A 19,843-nucleotide genomic window follows, 5' to 3' on the forward strand; every position below is an offset into this window, starting at 1 on the left:
AATTTAGTTTATAACTTTTTTATTTTTTTTTAAATTCAAAATAATTCTTGATTTGATCTAAAGAAAAGTCATAAATTTTTTTTGGATTTTCATTATACTCTTTGAACCATTCTTCAGTAAGTTTTAATGCCATAGAAATATTGATCTTAGGACCCCAATTATATTTTCTTTTAATTTTTTTATTAGATAATTGTAGTATTTTTGTTTCATTAAATTTATTTTTATTTTGAAAAGTATATTTAAAATTTATTATTTTTTTTAACATATTTACCAAACTTATTACTTTTATATTTGAATTTTTATTTGGACCTACATTAAAGATAAAAGATTTATTTTTTAATTTTTTATGAGTTCCACAGATTATTAAAAGCATAGCATCTATTACATCGAAAATATGCTGCCAAGGTCTAATGGCATTGGGGTTTCGAAAAACTATTTTCTTTTTTTTTTTTATAGATAAGAATAATTCCGGAATTAATCTTGAATATTCAAAGTCCCCTCCGCCAATTATATTTCCAGCTCTAAGAATAATGACATTTTTTGTATTTTTGAAAAAAGATTCCTTATAACTATTTGCAATAATATCTTGAGATGATTTACTAGAGCTATATGGATCTAATCCACCTAAACCAGCGTCTTCATTTAAAATTTTTCCCGAAAGATTTCTGTATACTTTATCTGATGTAAAAATTAATATTTGACGAACTGATGGAAGCTTTTTTGTTAATTCAAATAATTCTACAGTCCCCAAAACATTAGTTAAGTATGTTTCCTTGGTATTTTTATAAGCGTCTAAAACAATTGGTTGTGAGGCTAAATGAATAATAATTTCAGGTTTGAATAATTTTATTTTTTTTTCATAATTATTAATATTCAAAACATTTCCATAAATTGTTTTAATTTGTTTTTTATATTTCTTTTGATTGGATAAATACCCTCTATCTTTTTTAATTTTAGAAAATCCCAGGATTTTTGCACCAAATAATGATAACGATATTGATAAATAAGATCCCACAAATCCTGTGTTTCCTGTAACTAAAATTTTTCTTTGATTAAAAAATTTTTTATAAATTTTGTGGTTCATTTTTTTTTTCTATTTTATTCCAAAAATATATGAAATTTTTTTCATAGTTATAATTTAATTTATAACTATTTAATGTATCTTTTAGATAAGAAAAAAGAAAACCTACTCTAGGGTCTTTTTTTTTAACAATAGTTTTTAAAAAAGGGTTGGAAGATATAAAACAATTTTTTTTATTATGTATAAATTTAAATTTATTTAATTTTGAATACTTTACCTCAAGCTCGATATTATTTTTCATACCATCTGACAAAATAATTTGAAAATAATTGTCCATTTTTTTTACCTTATTAATATCAAAAAATTTTAGTTCATAAAAAATTCTAAAAAAATGGATAGAGTAAAATCTAATTAAACCTCCACCTTCAGAATGATTATATTTCCAAGATTTATTTTTATTATTAAATTTTATATTCCATATAATTTTGAATTCTTGATTTGTAGATATTTTTTTTTTTAATATATCTATACCATTTAAGATACTTGAATAAAAAACCTATACTAAATTTAATTCTATTTTTTTCTAAAAATTTTATTAAATTAATTGACTTTGATGGATTGTTACTTAAAGGTTTTTCTAAAAATACATGTTTAGGATTCAAAATTTTAACAAATTTTCTTAAATTAGAATCTTGCTTATTTGGATTTTGGGCAATAATCAAATAATCAATTTTGTCAAAAATTTCTCTAATTTGTCCATACCAAATTATTTTATTTAAATATTTTTTAAGTTCAGATCTGTATTCAATTTTTTTTTTATATTTAAAATTTAAATAAATTTTATTTGATAGCCTGTAAACAGCAGGTAAGTAGCCATAAGATCCAAATCCTGAGCCAATAATTAAAGTATTCATTTAAAATCGCTTTTAGATATTATATCAACTATCTTTCCTTGATATTTCAATTTTTTTCTTAAATAATTATTTATCTCTGAACTAATATGCCATGCCAAGTTTAATATAACTTTTTTATGTTTTTCTCTTCTTAAGAAAAATTTTTCTTCAATGATTTTAATATTTGTACCTGGTGCAAACTTATTATTTTTGAGTGAAGAATTTTTTTCATAGATATTTGTAATGGAATTTGAATCTAGATTTAATAAATTTAGAATTATCGAAGCTCTACCAGGAAATGCTTTTGCTGGAATGGGTCCGTGTTTTTTTACCAATTTATTTATTTGTTTTATTTTCTTAAATTTCCACTGATTAATTCTAGACTGTAAAAATTTTACTTCATTTATGATTTTTTTTTCTATTTTTAATTTTTTTTTAGTTTCACTTATACTTTTGTAAGATTTGCAAAAATTTTTTAAATAAACTCTTATATTGCCATTATATCTTTTAACAAACTTGTAATTAATTAAATTGATACCAATTCTTTCTGAAATTTTAATAAAGGAATGTAGACTGTAAGTTCTAGGATGTTCGTGATAAAAAGTATCAAACTGATTTTTTTTAATAACTTCTCCAAAGTAATGATTCTCAATAATTATCAAAGTCTCTTTATCACAAATATTTTTTAAAGATGATAATAGACTATTTAAATCTTCAATATGTGCGAAAACATTTGTAAAAGTAATTATATCTATGTTACCAATTCTCTTTTTAATCTTTTTTGAGGAAGCTATGTCAAAATAATAGTTAAAAATTTTATGTCCTTTTTTTTTTGCCTCTAAATAAGCACCAGTTGGCTCAATTCCAAAAGTCTTGCACCCTTGTTTTTTAAACAAGCTCAGTAAAGTTCCATCATTGCAGCCTATATCTAAAACTTTTTTTCCTCGAATTTTAGTAAAATATTTTTTTGAACTCAAAACTAAATCCTTCATACCTTCTATAACGTCTTTAGTATTTGAAGATCTATAATGATACGATTTTGGAAATAAAATTTTTTTTTCCACATTATATTTTTGAAAAGCTGTTAAACAACTTTTACAGTAAGAAACCTGTAACTTATACAATTTACTCTGATTAGGTTTTTTTGTCAGATCATCACATAATGGCTGGTTGCCAAGGTTTAAAAAATTATATAACTTTTCCTCACAAATTTGACATTTTTTTATAATTTTATATTTCATTTAAGTTTTCTTTAATTAGAGTATAGGGCCAGGTTTTAATTTTGAGATTTTTTTCAAAATAATATGAAAAATATCTCTCTGCTAAGAAATCGTAAAGACGTTCTTTTCCATATCCAGATAATTTGACTTTTGAAAAAAATTTTTCACACTCGAAAATCCATTTAAATAACTTTTCATATAGTTTTAGAATATTTTTTTTTTGACATATAAACATTTGTAATGGATAAAAAGAGTAGTTGTTATTTATATAATTTTTAAAATCATCATAGTCATCCTTTTCTAAAAGATTTGCTGAGTCGTTTAATAAATTATACCCATGAAATAAGTCAAAATGTAAATTAATACTTACTTTTTTCCTATTAAATAATATTTCTGGGTTTTTTATATAATTTCTAAAACCTTTTTTAATTAACTTTGAAAGCTTTAGATTTTCTAAAAAGATTTTTTCAGGTAGCAAAACATTAAAGTCACCTTCTGGAATTAATCTTTGAATATTATCTTTAAGATTTATAATATTTATATCATTTTCTCTTGCATTAATCCAAAATCTTCGATAGTGATTTATTCCAATCCAGTCATTATCTTGTAAATTATTAAACTCATTACACCACAACCAATAATGTGAAGATAATGTTCCATAATTTTTATTTTTATGTGAAATATTTTTACCAAGAGAGTCATTTAACCAATTATCTGGAAATTTACTTAAATCTTTAGATTTAGCTCCAGATATAATTATTTTAATATTCAAATCATGAAGAAAAAGAAAATTTTTTCCTGTTATACAATAATGATTAATTTTTTCCATGCTAGGTTATCAAATTATTTCTTTATTAAAACTATTTATACTTTAAAAATCATTATTAATGAAATTAGTTATTCTTGCTGGAGGCTATGGTACAAGACTTGTTGAAGAAACAAAGGTTAAGCCTAAACCTTTAGTTAAAATTGGAAACAAACCAATAATTTGGCACATAATAAAGATCTACTCATACTATGGAATTAATGAATTCATAATTTGCCTTGGTTATAAAGGTAATCTACTTGTTAAAGAATTAAATAAATTAAGTAAAAAAGAAAAATGGAGTATACGGTATGTGAATACTGGTTTGAGAACCATGACAGGAGGAAGAATTCAAAAAATAAAAAAATTTATAAATAATGATGAAAACTTTTGTCTGTCTTACGGAGATGGTTTGTCTGATGTGAATATTAAAAAATTAATAAAATTTCATTTAAAAAATAAAAAAATTGCAACCCTAACTGCTGTTAAATACAAAAATCCAAAAGGAATTTTATTATTAGATAATCGATCTAAAATTAAGAAAATTAAAGAAAAACCAATAGAATATATAAATGGTGGTTTCTTTGTATTATCAAAAAAAATTTTTAAATTTCTTAAAAACTCAAGTACTATATTTGAAAAGGATTGTTTGCCAAAATTAGCTAGCAAAAAAGAATTAATAGCATTCAGACACAAAGGTTTCTGGGGATGTATGGATACATTGAGAGAAAAAAAGGAATTAAATAAAATTTACAAAAGCAAAGAGAAAGCTTGGAAGGTTTGGGTTTAAAATTTATTTAATTTCATTTCTTATTTGTTCAATTTTTATTTTTTTTTGCAAACTTCTATTTTTATCATAAAGTAAATTAAATTTTATCTTATAATTTGTTTTAACAGTTATTGTTTTTGCATTTCTTACTTCTAAATTATCTGCGACAGCGCTGATAGGTCTTTTAGATGGATTTAAATTTTTAATAATAATTTTTGATTTATCATTAACAATTTTTCCTTTCCATCTTCTAGGCCTAAACGCACTTATTGGAGATATAGATAATTTTTTGGAATGTAAACTTAAAATAGGTCCATGAACAGACAGATTATAAGCTGTGCTTCCTGCTGGTGTTGATACTAATACACCGTCTGAAACTAATTTTTTGATAATTTGTTTTGAACCTTGTTTAATTGAAATTGATGCAGCCTGTCTACTTTGTCTGAGCACCGAAACTTCGTTTATTGCTATGGACTTCTTAATCTGGTTGTTTTTATTTTTAACAATCATTTCCAAAGGTGAAATTGAAACCAAATTTGCTTTTAATAGATTTTTAATAATATCTTTCGAAGAAAATTTATTCATAAGGAAACCATAGTTTCCTGAATTGATACCATAAAATTTTTTTTTATAACTTTTATTCTTTTTAAGTGTTTGAAGCATAAAACCATCACCACCTATTACAATTACAAGGTTATCTTTTTTAAAAAAATTAGATTTTATTTTTTTTGATAATAAATATTTTATTTTCAAAGATTTTTTATTTTTGTCCGAAATGATTTGAAGCTTACTCATTTAGTGGTGCCCTCGGCCAGACTCGAACTGGCACTCCGCAAGCGGCAAGGATTTTAAGTCCTTTGTGTCTACCAATTTCACCACGAGGGCATTAATGAATTTCATGAGTGTTTATGCTAATATTTATAATTGAACAAGCTTAATATGTAAAATTGTTATTTTCACAGAAACTTTTATAGATATCAATCAATGGAAAAAGTATTTAAAGTTTTAATATTTACTGATCTTGATGGTTCACTTCTTCATAGAGATACTTTTAAGTTTGATGAAATAAAAGACTATTTAAGACTACTAATTACAAGGGGTATTTTTATAATACCTAATACTAGTAAAACAGAGCAGGAAATTTTAGAATTTAATTACGACTTAGGTTTGAGTTTGCCATTTATTTCTGAAAATGGATCATCTATTAATGGCCTAGATTTATTAAATAAAGATTTACCCCAAGAATTAATTCTAAGCAGAGAAAAAGAGATTCTTTTAAATATTTTTAAAAAGACTGTTTCATTAACTTTACAGAATAAATGTAAATGGTTATCTGGAATGGATACTAAAAACCAAAGTTTAATTTTAGGTTTAGAACATAAAAAACTGAAAATGGCTTTAGATCGCAAATACACTGTTCCCTTTGTATTTAATGGAAACAAAAATGAAAAAAAAGAATTAATAAAAATTATAAAAAAAAAAGGTCTTTGCCTACAAGAAGGTGGTAGGGTTATTCATTTAACTGATAGAGTAAATAAAGCCAAAGCCCTGCAGGTATTTGTCAGATTTTTTAAAAAAAATTTTAAAAATGTGAAAACAATAGCAGTTGGAGATAATTATAATGATTTGGACATGCTTAAAGCAAGTGATTTTCCTTGCCTAGTATTCAATGACAAATTCACTTTGGATGAAATTCCTATAAACAATTTAATAGCAACAAATAAGCCATCACCTGAAGGCTGGGCAGATGTGATCAAAATGGCTCTAGTTAAAATAAATAAAATTAAATAAAATATTATATGAGTGATTTTTCACAAAATGGCATTATCTCTACTCTTCATGACTTTGGAACAAAGTCAACTAAACACATAGAGCAAGAACTTTTAAGTTTTTCAAAGGAGCGAAAAATGGAACTTATTTTGCCGTGTCTTTATAGTGAATTAAATGGAGATGCGTTACCTAAAATAGTTTCTGAAATTGCTAAAACTAAGTATTTGCATCATATTATAATTGGTTTAGATCAGGCTAATGAAAAACAAGCAAGAAAAGCTTGGACTTTTTTTGAAAAATTAGAAACTTCATTTACAATATTATGGAACGATGGTCCAAATTTAAAAAAATTAGATAAAGAATTACAAAAAAAAGGTTTAGCACCTAATGAAAAAGGTAAGGGCAGAAATGTTTGGTACTGTATTGGTATGTCTATAGCAAGAAACAGTGCTAGATCCGTTGCTTTACACGATTGCGATATAAAAACATATGATCGTAGAATGTTAGCAAAATTATTTTACCCAGTAGTAAATCCTTTATTCAATTTTGAATTTTGCAAAGGTTACTATCCTAGGGTTGCGGATAACAAAATGAATGGAAGGGTAGCAAGACTATTGGTATTCCCATTGCTAACTGCTTTGGAAAAAACTATTGGTAATAGTGAGTATTTAGATTTTATGAAATCATTTAAATATCCATTAGCTGGCGAATTTTCTTTTAGAAGAAATATCTTGCCAGAGTTAAGAATTTCATCGGACTGGGGGATAGAAATTGGAATTTTATCTGAGATGCAAAGAAATTTTTCACCACAAAACATTTGTCAAATTGATTTGGCTGATAGTTATGATCATAAACATCAGGATTTATCTATTGATGATGAAAAAAAAGGTCTATCAAGGATGTCTATTGATATAATAAAAACATTTATTAAAAAACTTGCTACTCAAGGACACTCCTTTAGTAGAGAACAATTAAGATCCTTAAAAGCAACGTATTACAGATCTGCTTTAGACTTAATAGATGCATATAGATCTGATGCTGAAATAAATGGTTTAAATTTTGACTCACATTCTGAAGAAAAAGCAGTTGAATTATTTTCTAAAAATATCATTAAAGCAGGAGAAGACTTTTATTTAAATCCTATGGATGCTCCATTTATACCAACATGGAGTAGAGTTAAGAGTGCTATCCCAGATTTTTTAATAAGATTAGAAGAAGCTGTTAATGAAGATAATAAATATTATCTTTAAAGAATTTTAAGTAACTTTTGTCTACCAATTTAACTACAAGGTGTTCTGTTCTGCTTTTAGATATCAATTTATATGTTTAACACAACTTGTAATTTTAAAAAAACCTTTTATGTTCAAAGCCTAATAGCTTAAACATCTTAATAAAGGTTTTAATATTTTATAATGATAAATGAAAGATATAAGAACTTCTTATCCAAAAATATATCAAATTTAAAATATTATTTATTCTATCAGTTTTTTATTAAAAAAGTAGATATCAAAACAACAAATGAGATACATGTTTTTTGTCAAGGAGAAAGTTTAACACATTATGATAATTTAACAAAAGGTAATGAAAAATTTAAACCGGACATCGCTATACTTGCAAATTTTGAAAAAAATAATTTAGTTGATAGTAAACTTAAGAAAAATTTAAAGAGTATACCATTAGTTTTTGTAGCAAATATAACCGAACCAGTTCCATATTTTTCTAACATCAATGGAATGAAATTATTTAAAGTATTTATTGGAAGATTTGTGGGTAATTATTCTCATGGAACATACAAAAGAACAAATTGTAGATTAAATAAAATTTCCAATGAAGTAAGTTACATGCCAGAAGAACTTAATTCATTTTATAATAGTCTAATAGATAATGATGGAAAAATTAATATAGGTATAATGTCTTTATTAATTGCTTGTTACTATAAACCAAAAAAAATCAAAATATTTGGATTAGATTTTTATGAAACTGAATACTTTGATGGCAATCTATTATCCGATATGACAGCAGAGCATAAAAATTTTGTAAAGAATAATTCATTTAAGGTTAAGAATAGCTTTATAAAAATTGTGCAAAACTTTAAAAATATCAATTTTGAAATTTATACAAAAAGCTCAATAGTAATTTCTGAAAAAAATATTGAGATTATTAAATTATAAGGATTTAGTTTGACCACCATCAATTGTAATTAATGAACCATTTAAAAAATTATTTTTTTGATTAATTATATAAGAAATAACATTAACTATATCGTCAACACTTCCAAAACGATTAATTGGTACATTTTTTTTTATATAATTAATAACATTTTTTTTATTTTTTTTTATTTTTTTATCCCAAACAGAATCTTTAAACATTAGATTACCCGGTAAAATAGCGTTTAGAGATTTATTAGATTTTGATAAATTGTGTGAATAAAATTTTACAAAAGCATTGACTGCTGATTTAGCAACTGAGTAGTTAATTGGAGCGCCATCCAAGTACTCTTTACCACAAATAGATGAAATACAAATTATTTTACCATTTCTTTTAACTAATTTTTCAAAATCTAATACACTATTAACTGTAGTCCAAAAATTTTTATCAATGATCTTTTTCCATGAATTAGAGGTGTTTGAATTTTTTTTAATATTCCCACCTGCATTACAAATCATCACATCTATTGAATTAAAAATCTTTTTTATTTGTTTTGAAGCAAGTTTACGACTTTTCTCATCATTTAAATCAGCAACAACAATATTTTTTAGATGAAAATATTTAATTAATTTTTTTTTGTTTTTTTGATTTCTTACGTTAACTATGACTTCATAATTATCTTCTTTTAATTTTTGAGCAAGAAATAAACCTAATCCTGAACCAGATCCTGTTATAAATATTTTTTTTTTCATAATAAATTTTTCACAAAACTAATATTTTCATGAAATTCTTTAATATCATTATTGTCTTTAGACCTGGCGCTTTGTAAAATTAAATTTCCTTTATAGTTAATTTTTTTTAAATATTTGAATAAAGCAACAAATTCACCAGAACCTTTTCCAAATTTTACTGTCTGACCCTTTAGCTTTCGGTCCTTCAAATGAATATTTTTAATAAGAGAGCTGTAAGTATCAAAGTCCTGTTTAATTTTATGTCCCAAAGACGCACTATTTCCTAAGTCATAATTAATTCCATAATTTTTTTTATTTAAATTTTTAAAAAAAAGTTTTATTTTTTTTGACTCAAAATTACTTTCAAAAAGAAAAATTAAATTTTGAAATTTTTTTTTTCTTACAATTTTATTGAGAATATTTTTTAGTATCACTCCTTGTTCATCTTTATTTATTGAACCATTATCAACTAAAGGAACAATTATTTTTTTAATTGAGATTTTTACACAATTATTTAAAAAGTTCTCAAAATCTAGTAATAATTTTTTATTATTTTTTATTTTCCAAAATGGTTTATTCATTAAAAAGTCACATGTCACACTATCTATTTGAATTTTATATTTTTTTTTTAAACTTTTAATTTCTTTATGACAGCTCTTCTTCATTAAAGGATTTTCATAGAAATAATCATAATCTATTGTCCATTCCATTTTTTTTAAATTCATTAAATTTGCAATTGGAAATTCATTTTTCCAATTTTTAATAGGAAATGATTGAATTTTATTAAACTCTTTAATAGATAATCGACCTTGCATAAAACCTATTTTATTTATTAAATTATTTTTTTTCATGATTTAAGCTCTTCCACTAATTCAACAAACAAAGAGTCATCAACTCTTGCGTAAACAACTTTTACTTTTTTATCTACTGAAAGAATTGGTTTAGATATAAATTTTATTTTATTATTTAATTTTTTATAAATTTTGTCTAAATTTTTTACTGTTAGTGCAAAGTGAGTTAATCCTAGAGAATTTACCTTAATTTTCTTTTTTCTAATTTTTGGAGTCTTGAAGCTAATTAATTCTAAAAATAATTTATTAGTTTTATCTACCAACTTTACTGATCGAATTATTGTCCCTTTAGTTCCTAAAACTTTGCTAATTTGCTCACCTTTTTCCAATTTATTTGAGGAAATTTTAAATCCAAAATTTTGAGTCCAAAATTTCAAACTTTTTTGATGATTCTTTACAACCAACCCAATATGTCTAAATTTCATAAAGCTTTCTAGTTTCAGCAATTGTATCTTCTAAAACTTTTATTCCTTCTAATATTGCACTATCTGTTATTACTAAAGGTGGTCCAATTTTTATTGCAGCTTTTTTTGTATCAATAAAAAGAACACCTTTTTGCATGCATTTAAAAACAATATGAGTAATAAATTTATTAATTTTTTTATTATTTTTATTAAATATTATTGCTGCAATTAATCCTTTTGATGAAATGTGCTTTATAATATTTTTATTTTTTATCTTAATTCGTTTCAATTCTTTAGATAAAATCTTTCCTTTTCTAGAAACCTCACTGTTTAAATTTTTTTTATTTATCTCGTCTATAACTGCATTTCCAGCCTCACAAACCAATGGATTAGCTGAATGAGTGCTGCTCATACTTCCAGTATCTGGAAGATCTAATAATTCTTTTTTCCCAATAACACCTGATATTGGAAGTCCTCCCCCCATCCCTTTTCCACAACAAATAAGATCAGGTTCCACACCATAATGCATAAATCCAAAATTTTTTCCTGTTCTTGAGAAACCAGATTGCATTTCATCAAATGCAAAAATTATATTATTTTTTTTACAGAAATTAGACAAATATTTCACAAAATCTTTAGGGTAAAATAAAGCTCCCCATCCTTGAAAAGTTTCAAGAATTAGCCCACATACATCACTTTTAAAATTTAATTTTTTATTCTTTTGCAACTTTAAAATTTGTTTTTTTGCAAAATCAGCACCTGAAATATTTTGCTCTTTTAAAATCCATGGATATGGAAAATCAATAAAATTTACATCTTTTTTATTACTTAACCATTTACTCTGTGATTTATCTGAGCTCAGAGACTGAGCACCCATTGTCCTTCCATGCCAATTACCATTTATTGAAATGACTTTTAATTTGTTTTTGTTTTTTTTTAAGCCATATAATTTCATTAATTTCAAAACTACCTCCGAAGCTTCTGTACCTGATGATAGAAGAAATCCTTTTTTAAACTTATTTCCTGCAAACTTTAATAATTTTTCCAAATATTTAGTTCTGATCTCGTTGGCAAAAGAATAAGTGCTCAATAAATTATTATTTAGAGTTTTTTTTAACCTTTTAATTAATTCTACGTTTGAGTGACCAATATTGGCAACAAAAATTGTTGAGGTAAAATCAATAAATTTATTTCCAGCAATATCATAAACATTAAAATTTTTTGCTTTTTTCCATACAATGGGCATCTGCCCATGCATTGATCTAGACTCGATTGCTTTAAGCTTTTTTAAAATTTTTTCAGTTCCAGGGGCAGGAATAGATGTATAAATAATTCTATTTTTTGTTTTTATCTTAAGGTTTTTATTTGCCATTTTCATTTATTTTTTATTTAATAAATAGTTTAAGTACAAAAAATTGTCCATATTATCTATTTCTATAACACTTTCTGTAACATACGCTGCTGTATATTTTCCATACAAACTTTTTTTTTTTAGATTTTCCGTCTTATAAATATCCATATATCCGTTTGGAAAAAAGGTGTCTGGGAAATATTGTCTTGGCTTATTAAAATAATCTAACTTTTTATTAGTTTTAACTATTGGTTTCAAAATATTTTTATTATTTATTATAAAGCTTTTGTAACTACTCTCTGTCATTTTTTGAACAGTTCTCAAGGAGTCGTATTTCTGAACGTTTTTTTTAAAAAAATTTAATATTTTTTTCATAGTGTCTAAACTTCTCAAAGGTGTTGTAGGCCTCATATGAACTAAGTAATTATAAGGCAATTTTTTTTTATTATAGAAAGAACAAATTTCGTTCAAAAAATCGATATCTTCAGATTTATCCTGAGAATTTTTTTTAGATCGTAAAAAAGGGACATCTGCACCATAAGAAATTGCAATCTTGGCGTATTTTTCTGAGTCAGTGCTGACTATAACTTTATCAAATTCTCTAATTTTTAAGCAATCTCTAATTGTCCAACCAATTAATGGTATTCCTTGTAATTTTTTAATATTTTTATGTTTAAAGCCTTTAGAGCCCGATCTTGCAGGAATTATACATAAATATTTTTTCATTATTAACTTTTATAAAATTTTAGATTTTTAATACTTGGTGGACCTATAGGTTTTGCATCTAAATATAGTATATGCATATCCAATTTTTTTACATATTTGCTTAGCCATTTTCTTCTTAAATAAGATTTTAAAAATTCAACATTTGCGCCCCGACCATCAACTACAATAATTGTTCCTGGTCTAAGGTAAAATTCAAATTTTAAAATATCCAAATTCATTGGCATCATGTCATCATTCCGGACATGAAAGTTATTTATTTTACCTTTTATTTTAAATTGATCAGGACCATCGAGGTAAATCAAATCTGGATTTATTAATGGGAGATCAGAGTATTCATGGCAAATTCTATTATCGTGTTTGCACATTTTAACATTACTAAAATGATAGTTGATATTAATTCTATTTATATTTTTGTAAAATTTTTGAATTCTCTTCCTTGCTATATTTAAAAATTTTTTTTCATTATCAACAGTCACTAAAGTAAACGGCTTTTCAAATCTTAAACTTTTTACTTTACTAGAATAATTTTTTTTATTCTCAAGTAAACCTATAGATAGTGCTAGAGTTGACCAACCTGAGCCAAATTCCAATATACTAAGTCTTTTATTTAAAGTTACGAGTTTATATAAAAAATATAAGTCATAAATTTCTGGTGGATATGGTTTAATATATTTTTCTATTTTATCAGGGTTATTATAATATTTAAATTGTTTTAAATTATTTTTTCCAATTTTTTTGATAAAACTATTTACATATTTAGAGTTAACAATTGGAATTTTAATTTTCTTGTTAATATCCATCAATTATATTTTTTAAGAGAGTGATCTTAACTTTTCTTTTATAACTTTTTCTTTCTCCGAAACAGTTTTTTTGCCTGTTCCAAGTATAAGAGGAATTTTTCTTATAGCTTTACAAAAATTTACTAATACATCAGCTTCTATTGATGCAGCTTGGTCAGATCCATACATTGCTCTATCCAAAGTAATGTGTCTCTCTATTGATGTTGCTCCAAGGACTACAGCAGATATGCACACTTTTAGAAGAGAGCTTTCGTGACCAGAATATCCAACGTGACAATCATATTTATCTTTTAACATTTTTATACAAAGTAAATTGGCATCTTCTTCTTTCATTGGATATGTGCTGTTACAATGCATTAATTCAAATGGACAATTGTTATCTTTAAATACATTTACAGCCTTATCTATTTCTTCCATTGTTGACATTCCTGTAGAAATAAATGTTTTCTTCTTTTCTGAAGAAACCAGCTTTAATAACTCTAAGTTTGTAAGCATTGGAGATGCAATTTTGTTAAATTTTAAATCATAATTTTGTAAGAATTTTTGAGACTTTAAATCCCACGCCGATGCAGACCAATCAATAGATAATTCTTTACAATATTTATCAATTTCATCATATTCTTTTTTTTCAAATTCCAGACCTTTCTTTTGATCTCTTTGTGTTTTTCCCCAAGGGCTTTCTCTGGGACTATCAAGATATTCTTTTGAATAAACAGACTCCAAATCTCTCTTCTGAAATTTAACTGCATCAAATCCAGCTTCTTTGGATTTTTTAATCAATTTCTTAGCAATGTCTAAATCACCATTATGGTTAATTCCTATTTCAGCTATCAAATAAATATTGCTACTCATTTTAATTTTAATTCAACTAACTCGCACAAATTATGCAATAAAACAAGATGCAATTCTTGAATTCTGTCAACTCGTTTAGCTGGTGCATTTATTTCAATATCAACTAATTTTTTAAACTTAAATTTATTTTCCCCTGTAAACAAAACTGTTCTCATACCTTTACGCTTAGCTGCTTTTATGCCTTCAATTATATTTGCGCTTTTTCCACTAGTTGAAAGTGCAATAAGGATGTCTTCTTTATTTCCAATTGCTCTAATTTGTTTTGAAAAAATTTCTTTAAAACTATAATCATTACCAATTGCAGTAATGATTGAATTATCTGTTGTTAGTGAAATTGCTGGTTGTTCATCTCTCTCTTTCAAGTATCTGCCTACAAATTCAGCTGCAATATGTGAGGCTTCACTAGCAGACCCTCCATTTCCACAAAACAAAATTTTTTTTCTTTTTCTTAAAGAATTAATGATTAGCTTTGATAACTTATCTATAACATCAAGCAAATCAGAATTGATAAGAGTGTCTAAATTATTTTTTGTAACTAAAATATTTTTTTTTAATATTTTAATGTTGTCTACCATGCAGTTCTACCTCCATCTATAACCAAAGTTGATCCTGTCATATAAGAAGATGAGTCGGAAATAAGAAATAAAATTGTGTTTTCATATTCACCAGGATTAGATAATCTACCTAACGGGATTAAATTAGAAATTTTTTTTATAAAGGATTTTGGCTGATTGTTAAATATTCCACCTGGAGCTAAAGCGTTGCATCTAATTTTTTTTTTTGCCCAGTAGGTTGCTGTATATTTTGTTAAACCGATAATACCATGTTTTGAAATTGAGTAGGATACTGGCTTAACAAAATCAAATTTATTTTTATTATTATAAATTCTATTGTCAGGAGAAATTAAAGCAAGATCTGACGCCACATTCAATATTACACCTCCATATTTTTTGGACATATAGCCTCCAAATACTTTAGTACACAATAAAGCTCCAATAATTGATACGTTTAAATCATTTTTAAGGTGTGAAATATTAAAATTTTCTAATTTCATAAAACTATTTTTTTTTTTTGGAGCATAATTTAAAGAGGCATTATTTATTAATATATCTAATTTTTTAAATTTTTTTAGGATGATCTTTAAAGTTGTTTGTACAAATTTTTCATTAGTAATATCACCGTTTAAAAAAATTATTTTGTTTTCATTTTCAAAATTGATTTTTTTTTTAAGTGCATTCAGTTTTTTTTTGTTAATATCAATTGCGACAACTTTGCCGCCGTTATTTAAAATAGCATTTACATGCTGAATTCCTAAAAAACCAGCTGCACCCGTTACAATACCGACTTTATTTTTTAAAATTTCCATTAAATAATTTTATAAACAACTTTCCATTTAAATTTAATTGAGCTTTTTAAATTTTATAACAAATTCTTTAAATATACTCAAAATTAATTTAAATATACTTTAATTTCTTAACTTCACTAAATGTTTTGAAAGTCTTAAACAGAGAGTCATTACAGTCCATGTAGGGTTTGTAAAGCCATTGTTAGGAAAAACATTTGAACCTAATGTATATACATTGGAATATTGATTTAGTCTAAGATCTTTATTTACGCCAATGATATTTCTCTTTCTTGTAATAGGAGTTGCGCAGCTAGGGTGAATACCTGAGTAAACATTTTTTAATGATTTAGAAAAATTATAATTAGTACTCAAACCAAAATTTTTAAGAGATTTATTTATAATGGATTTATAATATTTTTTATCTTTGTTCAAAATTTTCCAATTAATTTTAATTTTTTTTAGTTTAAATTTATCTAGTTTATTACCTAAACAAATTTTTCCTGAGTATTTATTTTGAGAGAAAGAAAATTCTAAACAATAAATTTTTCTTAAATTAACTAATTTATAAAAGTAATAGTAAAATTTAATTAAAATAAAATTAAAAAATAACTTGTATCTATTTTTTGACTGATATGTTTTTTTAATCAAATTTCGCAAAAGATCATCATATGAATAAACCGATATTTGGATAACTGCAAAAGTATTTTTTATCTGATCAAATATATTTTTTTCTAAATTTTTTTTTGATAAAAAATATTTTGAATATTCTTTAAAATTTTTAAAAGTATTTTGAGAAAAACTACCTATTTTTAAGTGCGGATGATCTACAAAATTTAAATGTTTATCTTTGAATTTTTTAAAAAGATTGAGAATAATATGTGCGTTACCTAGGCCACCGCAAGCTAAAATAAGAGATTTTTTTATGTTAATGATTTCAACTTTTTTGAAATCGTTTATAATATTTATTTTATTTACAAAACCTCTATTGTCTTCATAAATTTTTATTGGAGAACTATCTTCGATAACTGTAATATTTTTTTTATTCCTAATATTAAAATAATTAAATGTATTATTAAATTTAAACCTTATGGATTGTGAAATATTAAATTTATTTTCTTTAAAAAATTTAATTGAATTTTTAGTAATCCCAAGTTTTTCTTGAAGTTGAAGGCTATTTTCTTGTAATTCATTATATGAAAAGTTCCAATCTTTTTGCTTAAATTCATTTTTTGAAATCAAAAAAATTTTATTATGCCAAAGTTCTGAATTACCACCTGCTTTATTGCTATAATACGGCAAATAATCAAAGCTTGAAGTTTCAACAAAAGGATTTTCATAAATTATTTTGTTATTTGATCTTTCAATTATACAAATTTTATATTTTTTTTTAGATAATAACCATGCTAGCAATGAACCAGCTGGCCCAGTGCCTACAATTACATAATCATAAAAACTTTGTTTTTTCAAATTAACTAATTATTTTAAAAAATTAATTTTTATTAAATAAAACATTTTTTAACAAATCTCCTTTAATGCTCTTTCAAGATGTTTTTTGTCTAAATTACAATCTTTATAACCTTTTTTAACAATATTTAAGTATCTTTCCGTTGGAAACTTAAATTGTGATTTTTTGACCATCGTATAAGTCATCACTTTTTTTTCATAATAATAAAAAAAATACTTTTTATAAAGTATTGGGAAATCCTCATAAACATCTAATTTTTTTTCATCGCTTTTGGAAATTTCAAACAACGCCCCTGGTACAATAGAATTTATTTTAGGTTCAATATCCGCGGCTCTATATTTGCTTCTAAATGTTAATCTGAAATTTTTTAAATTTATTTTTTTTATGAAAATACTATCTTTACATCTTCTTTTCATTTGAAAATGATTAAGATTACTACCATATGCAAAGTAAAGCATTATCTATCCACTACTTTGATTTTTTTTTCATTTACAAATTTTAAAATTTGAGAATTACAATTGTCAATTTTATTTTGATCTTCTGACCTTATTACTATTGAAACACCCAATTTACCTGCATGAAAAAAAGGATAGCTTCCTATTTCAACATCTTGATTATCATTTTGAACTTTAGTTAAAGAGTTGGCTATTTCACTCTCAACAGTTTTTAAACTTATTGTCAAACTTTTTATAGGTTGCCCCCCTACAATACTGTTAGTTAAGCCACCTAGCATTGATTTTAAAATAGAAGGAACCCCTGGTAAAGAAAAAACGTTTTTTACATTAAATCCTGGAGCACCACTTGTTGGGTTTAAAATTAATTTTGCATTCTCTGGCAACCAAGCCATTTTTTGTCTTCCTTCATTAAATTCACCTGGTTGATAATAAGCCTCTAAAATTTTAAAAGCTTCTTTATGAATCTGATATTTTATTCCAAATGCTTTTGATACTGATTGGGCAGTAATATCGTCATGAGTAGGTCCAATACCTCCAGTTGTAAAAACATAATCATAATTTGATCTTAATAGATTTAAAGTTTCAACAATAATCTCCTCAATGTCAGGTATTACTCTTACCTCTGAAACATTAACCCCAATTGAATTAAGCCAAATAGCTAAAGTTGAGGTATTTGTATCTTGAGTTCTGCCAGATAAAATTTCATTGCCTATAATCAAAATCGAAGCGTTAACTTTTACTTTTTTATTCATATGAAATATATAGTTTAGTAATGGAATTTACCAAGTCTTTAAAAAAAGGCAAACTAATCAAACGTTATAAAAGGTTTTTTACTGACGTTAAGCTTGGTAAAGAAATTGTCACAGCTCACTGTCCCAATACTGGATCAATGAAAGGTTTGTTAGATAAAGGAAATGAAGTTTATTTACTTCCTAATAACGATCCAAAACGAAAGCTAAAATATGGATTGGAGATTATTAAATCTAGAAAAAATTTAGTTGGGGTAAATACTCACTTGGCAAATAGAATAGTTGAGAATGGCCTCAAAAATAATCTAATAAATGAACTAAAGAATAATGACATTATAAAGCCTGAGGTTTTTTTTAATAAAGAAACAAGATTTGACTTTTTATTAGAAAAAAAAGGACAAAAAATGTTTGTTGAGGTTAAAAATGTTACATTATTTAGAAATAAGGATACTGCCGAATTTCCAGATGCACCAACTAAAAGAGGAAGTAAGCATTTATTAACCCTTATTGATGCCATAAAAAAAAGTTATAAAACATACTTAATATTTTTAGTTCAAATTCAAAATATGAAATATTTTAAAATAGCTAAAGATATAGACGAAGAATATTATAAAAACTATTTAATAGCTAAAAAAGCTGGTGTAAATTTTTTAGCTTATAGATGTGATATAAGTTCTAAAAGAATTTTTATAGATAAAAAATTAAAAATTATTGATGACTGATTATAAGGAGAAATTTGAAAAAATGAGAGTTGCAGGAAACTTGGCTGCAAGAACTTTAGATATGTTAACTGAGAATATTAAAGAAGGTATATCCACAGATCATATCGATAAACTTGGTTATGAATTTATTAGAGATAATGGTGGCTACTCAGCACCACTATATTATAGAGGATTTACAAAATCTCTGTGCACATCTTTAAACCATGTTGTATGTCATGGAGTACCTTCAGATAGAATTTTACAAGAGGGTGATGCAATTAATGTAGATGTAACTGCAATTGTAGATGAACACTACGGGGACACAAGCAGAATGTTTTGTATTGGAAAAACCCCTGTAAAGTTAAATAATCTTATAGATGCTACTTATGAATCTATGATGAAAGCAATTAGTATTTTAAAACCTGGAATTAAACTAGGAGATATTGGTTATGAAATTCAATCTTTTGTAGAAGAAAAAGGTTTTTCAGTCGTCAGAGATTTTTGTGGTCACGGAATAAGCACCACATTTCATGAGCCACCAAATATTTTACACTATGGTAAAAAAAATACAGGCATGGAATTAAGACCTGGCATGACATTTACAATAGAACCGATGATAAACGCAGGTAAATACGATGTAAAAATGTTGAATGATGGTTGGACAGCCGTTACAAAAGATAAATCTTTATCTGCACAATTTGAACATACGTTAGGAATTACTGAAAATGGTTATGAAATCTTTACAGAATCTGCTAAAGGTTATTCAAAGCCTCCATACTTATAATTA

At 25.1% G+C, this 19,843-nt stretch carries 24 protein-coding genes and 1 tRNA gene; 6 read left to right on the top strand and 19 right to left on the bottom strand.

Annotation, left to right across the window (positions count from 1 at the left end):
* Positions 1-19 precede the first annotated feature (19 nt).
* The 5 genes from rfbG to ACTT9X_RS03935 form a co-directional block, all read right to left on the bottom strand.
* Positions 20-1,084 carry a CDP-glucose 4,6-dehydratase gene (gene rfbG / locus ACTT9X_RS03915; protein WP_440934362.1) on the bottom strand — a complete coding sequence of 355 codons (1,065 nt, stop codon included), beginning with the start codon at positions 1,082-1,084 and terminating at the stop codon, positions 20-22.
* Positions 1,065-1,358, bottom strand: coding sequence for a hypothetical protein (locus ACTT9X_RS03920; protein WP_440934363.1), 294 nt, complete (start codon positions 1,356-1,358; stop codon positions 1,065-1,067). The genes rfbG and ACTT9X_RS03920 overlap by 20 nt, the downstream gene beginning before the upstream one ends.
* 124 nt (positions 1,359-1,482) lie before the next feature.
* A complete protein-coding gene (locus ACTT9X_RS03925) occupies positions 1,483-1,935 on the bottom strand; it encodes a Gfo/Idh/MocA family oxidoreductase (RefSeq protein WP_440934364.1) in 453 nt (150 codons plus the stop codon).
* A complete protein-coding gene (locus ACTT9X_RS03930) occupies positions 1,932-3,155 on the bottom strand; it encodes a methyltransferase domain-containing protein (protein WP_440934365.1) in 1,224 nt (407 codons plus the stop codon). Before ACTT9X_RS03930 ends, ACTT9X_RS03925 begins: the two co-directional genes overlap by 4 nt.
* Positions 3,145-3,963 (bottom strand): DUF4422 domain-containing protein, encoded by an 819-nt coding sequence (locus tag ACTT9X_RS03935; protein WP_440934366.1) that lies wholly within the window; start codon positions 3,961-3,963, stop codon positions 3,145-3,147. Before ACTT9X_RS03935 ends, ACTT9X_RS03930 begins: the two co-directional genes overlap by 11 nt.
* Before the next feature lie 58 nt (positions 3,964-4,021).
* On the opposite strand from ACTT9X_RS03935, the gene ACTT9X_RS03940 reads away from it, so the two are divergent.
* Positions 4,022-4,729 (top strand): sugar phosphate nucleotidyltransferase, encoded by a 708-nt coding sequence (locus ACTT9X_RS03940; RefSeq protein WP_440934367.1) that lies wholly within the window; start codon positions 4,022-4,024, stop codon positions 4,727-4,729.
* Positions 4,730-4,732: 3 nt separating this feature from the next.
* Here the strand turns inward: ACTT9X_RS03940 and ACTT9X_RS03945 are convergent, their stop codons facing one another.
* Positions 4,733-5,503 carry an NAD kinase gene (locus tag ACTT9X_RS03945; protein ID WP_440934368.1) on the bottom strand — a complete coding sequence of 257 codons (771 nt, stop codon included), beginning with the start codon at positions 5,501-5,503 and terminating at the stop codon, positions 4,733-4,735.
* A 4-nt stretch (positions 5,504-5,507) separates the two neighbouring features.
* Positions 5,508-5,593: transfer RNA gene (locus tag ACTT9X_RS03950), tRNA-Leu, on the bottom strand.
* A 99-nt stretch (positions 5,594-5,692) separates the two neighbouring features.
* On the opposite strand from ACTT9X_RS03950, the gene ACTT9X_RS03955 reads away from it, so the two are divergent.
* The 3 genes from ACTT9X_RS03955 to ACTT9X_RS03965 all read left to right on the top strand — a co-directional run bounded on the left by ACTT9X_RS03955 (position 5,693) and on the right by ACTT9X_RS03965 (position 8,649).
* Entirely contained in the window at positions 5,693-6,499 is an 807-nt protein-coding gene (locus tag ACTT9X_RS03955; RefSeq protein ID WP_440934369.1) for an HAD-IIB family hydrolase, read from the top strand.
* A gap of 8 nt (positions 6,500-6,507) precedes the next feature.
* Positions 6,508-7,728 (top strand): glycosyl transferase, encoded by a 1,221-nt coding sequence (locus ACTT9X_RS03960; RefSeq protein WP_440934370.1) that lies wholly within the window; start codon positions 6,508-6,510, stop codon positions 7,726-7,728.
* 162 nt (positions 7,729-7,890) lie between these two features.
* Positions 7,891-8,649, top strand: coding sequence for a hypothetical protein (locus tag ACTT9X_RS03965; RefSeq protein ID WP_440934371.1), 759 nt, complete (start codon positions 7,891-7,893; stop codon positions 8,647-8,649).
* Here the strand turns inward: ACTT9X_RS03965 and ACTT9X_RS03970 are convergent.
* The 12 genes from ACTT9X_RS03970 to ACTT9X_RS04025 all read right to left on the bottom strand — a co-directional run bounded on the left by ACTT9X_RS03970 (position 8,644) and on the right by ACTT9X_RS04025 (position 18,358).
* The gene (locus ACTT9X_RS03970; protein ID WP_440934372.1) at positions 8,644-9,378 is read right to left on the bottom strand and encodes an SDR family oxidoreductase; all 735 of its coding nucleotides are present in this window, start codon (positions 9,376-9,378) and stop codon (positions 8,644-8,646) included. The genes ACTT9X_RS03965 and ACTT9X_RS03970 overlap by 6 nt on opposite strands.
* Complete coding sequence (locus tag ACTT9X_RS03975; protein WP_440934373.1) at positions 9,375-10,208, bottom strand: sugar phosphate isomerase/epimerase family protein; 834 nt, start codon at positions 10,206-10,208, stop codon at positions 9,375-9,377. The genes ACTT9X_RS03970 and ACTT9X_RS03975 overlap by 4 nt, the downstream gene beginning before the upstream one ends.
* Complete coding sequence (locus ACTT9X_RS03980) at positions 10,205-10,633, bottom strand: VOC family protein (protein WP_440934374.1); 429 nt, start codon at positions 10,631-10,633, stop codon at positions 10,205-10,207. Before ACTT9X_RS03980 ends, ACTT9X_RS03975 begins: the two co-directional genes overlap by 4 nt.
* Positions 10,623-11,984 carry an aminotransferase class III-fold pyridoxal phosphate-dependent enzyme gene (locus ACTT9X_RS03985; RefSeq protein ID WP_440934375.1) on the bottom strand — a complete coding sequence of 454 codons (1,362 nt, stop codon included), beginning with the start codon at positions 11,982-11,984 and terminating at the stop codon, positions 10,623-10,625. Before ACTT9X_RS03985 ends, ACTT9X_RS03980 begins: the two co-directional genes overlap by 11 nt.
* A 6-nt stretch (positions 11,985-11,990) precedes the next feature.
* The gene (locus ACTT9X_RS03990) at positions 11,991-12,689 is read right to left on the bottom strand and encodes an acylneuraminate cytidylyltransferase family protein (protein ID WP_440934376.1); all 699 of its coding nucleotides are present in this window, start codon (positions 12,687-12,689) and stop codon (positions 11,991-11,993) included.
* 2 nt (positions 12,690-12,691) lie between these two features.
* Positions 12,692-13,489, bottom strand: a complete 798-nt coding sequence (locus tag ACTT9X_RS03995) for a hypothetical protein (RefSeq protein ID WP_440934377.1) — start codon at positions 13,487-13,489, stop codon at positions 12,692-12,694.
* Between the two features lie 12 nt (positions 13,490-13,501).
* Positions 13,502-14,341: an N-acetylneuraminate synthase family protein gene (locus tag ACTT9X_RS04000; protein WP_440934378.1), complete on the bottom strand. Its 840-nt coding sequence runs from the start codon at positions 14,339-14,341 to the stop codon at positions 13,502-13,504.
* On the bottom strand, positions 14,338-14,916 hold the full coding sequence (locus tag ACTT9X_RS04005) for a D-sedoheptulose-7-phosphate isomerase (RefSeq protein ID WP_440934379.1): 579 nt from the start codon (positions 14,914-14,916) through the stop codon (positions 14,338-14,340). Before ACTT9X_RS04005 ends, ACTT9X_RS04000 begins: the two co-directional genes overlap by 4 nt.
* The gene (locus ACTT9X_RS04010) at positions 14,910-15,707 is read right to left on the bottom strand and encodes an SDR family oxidoreductase (protein ID WP_440934380.1); all 798 of its coding nucleotides are present in this window, start codon (positions 15,705-15,707) and stop codon (positions 14,910-14,912) included. Before ACTT9X_RS04010 ends, ACTT9X_RS04005 begins: the two co-directional genes overlap by 7 nt.
* A gap of 99 nt (positions 15,708-15,806) precedes the next feature.
* On the bottom strand, positions 15,807-17,153 hold the full coding sequence (locus tag ACTT9X_RS04015) for an NAD(P)-binding protein (protein ID WP_440934381.1): 1,347 nt from the start codon (positions 17,151-17,153) through the stop codon (positions 15,807-15,809).
* 48 nt (positions 17,154-17,201) lie between these two features.
* Positions 17,202-17,609, bottom strand: coding sequence for a gamma-glutamylcyclotransferase family protein (locus ACTT9X_RS04020; protein ID WP_440934382.1), 408 nt, complete (start codon positions 17,607-17,609; stop codon positions 17,202-17,204).
* Positions 17,609-18,358, bottom strand: a complete 750-nt coding sequence (locus ACTT9X_RS04025) for a competence/damage-inducible protein A (protein WP_440934383.1) — start codon at positions 18,356-18,358, stop codon at positions 17,609-17,611. Before ACTT9X_RS04025 ends, ACTT9X_RS04020 begins: the two co-directional genes overlap by 1 nt.
* Before the next feature lie 20 nt (positions 18,359-18,378).
* Between ACTT9X_RS04025 and sfsA the strand changes: the two genes are divergently transcribed.
* Together sfsA and map are read left to right on the top strand one after the other, a co-directional pair.
* Positions 18,379-19,077 carry a DNA/RNA nuclease SfsA gene (gene sfsA / locus ACTT9X_RS04030; RefSeq protein ID WP_440934384.1) on the top strand — a complete coding sequence of 233 codons (699 nt, stop codon included), beginning with the start codon at positions 18,379-18,381 and terminating at the stop codon, positions 19,075-19,077.
* Positions 19,070-19,840 carry a type I methionyl aminopeptidase gene (gene map, locus ACTT9X_RS04035; RefSeq protein ID WP_440934385.1) on the top strand — a complete coding sequence of 257 codons (771 nt, stop codon included), beginning with the start codon at positions 19,070-19,072 and terminating at the stop codon, positions 19,838-19,840. The genes sfsA and map overlap by 8 nt, the downstream gene beginning before the upstream one ends.
* Positions 19,841-19,843: the final 3 nt, after the last annotated feature.

The organism is Candidatus Pelagibacter sp., assembly GCF_052049855.1.
GTDB lineage: Bacteria > Pseudomonadota > Alphaproteobacteria > Pelagibacterales > Pelagibacteraceae > Pelagibacter.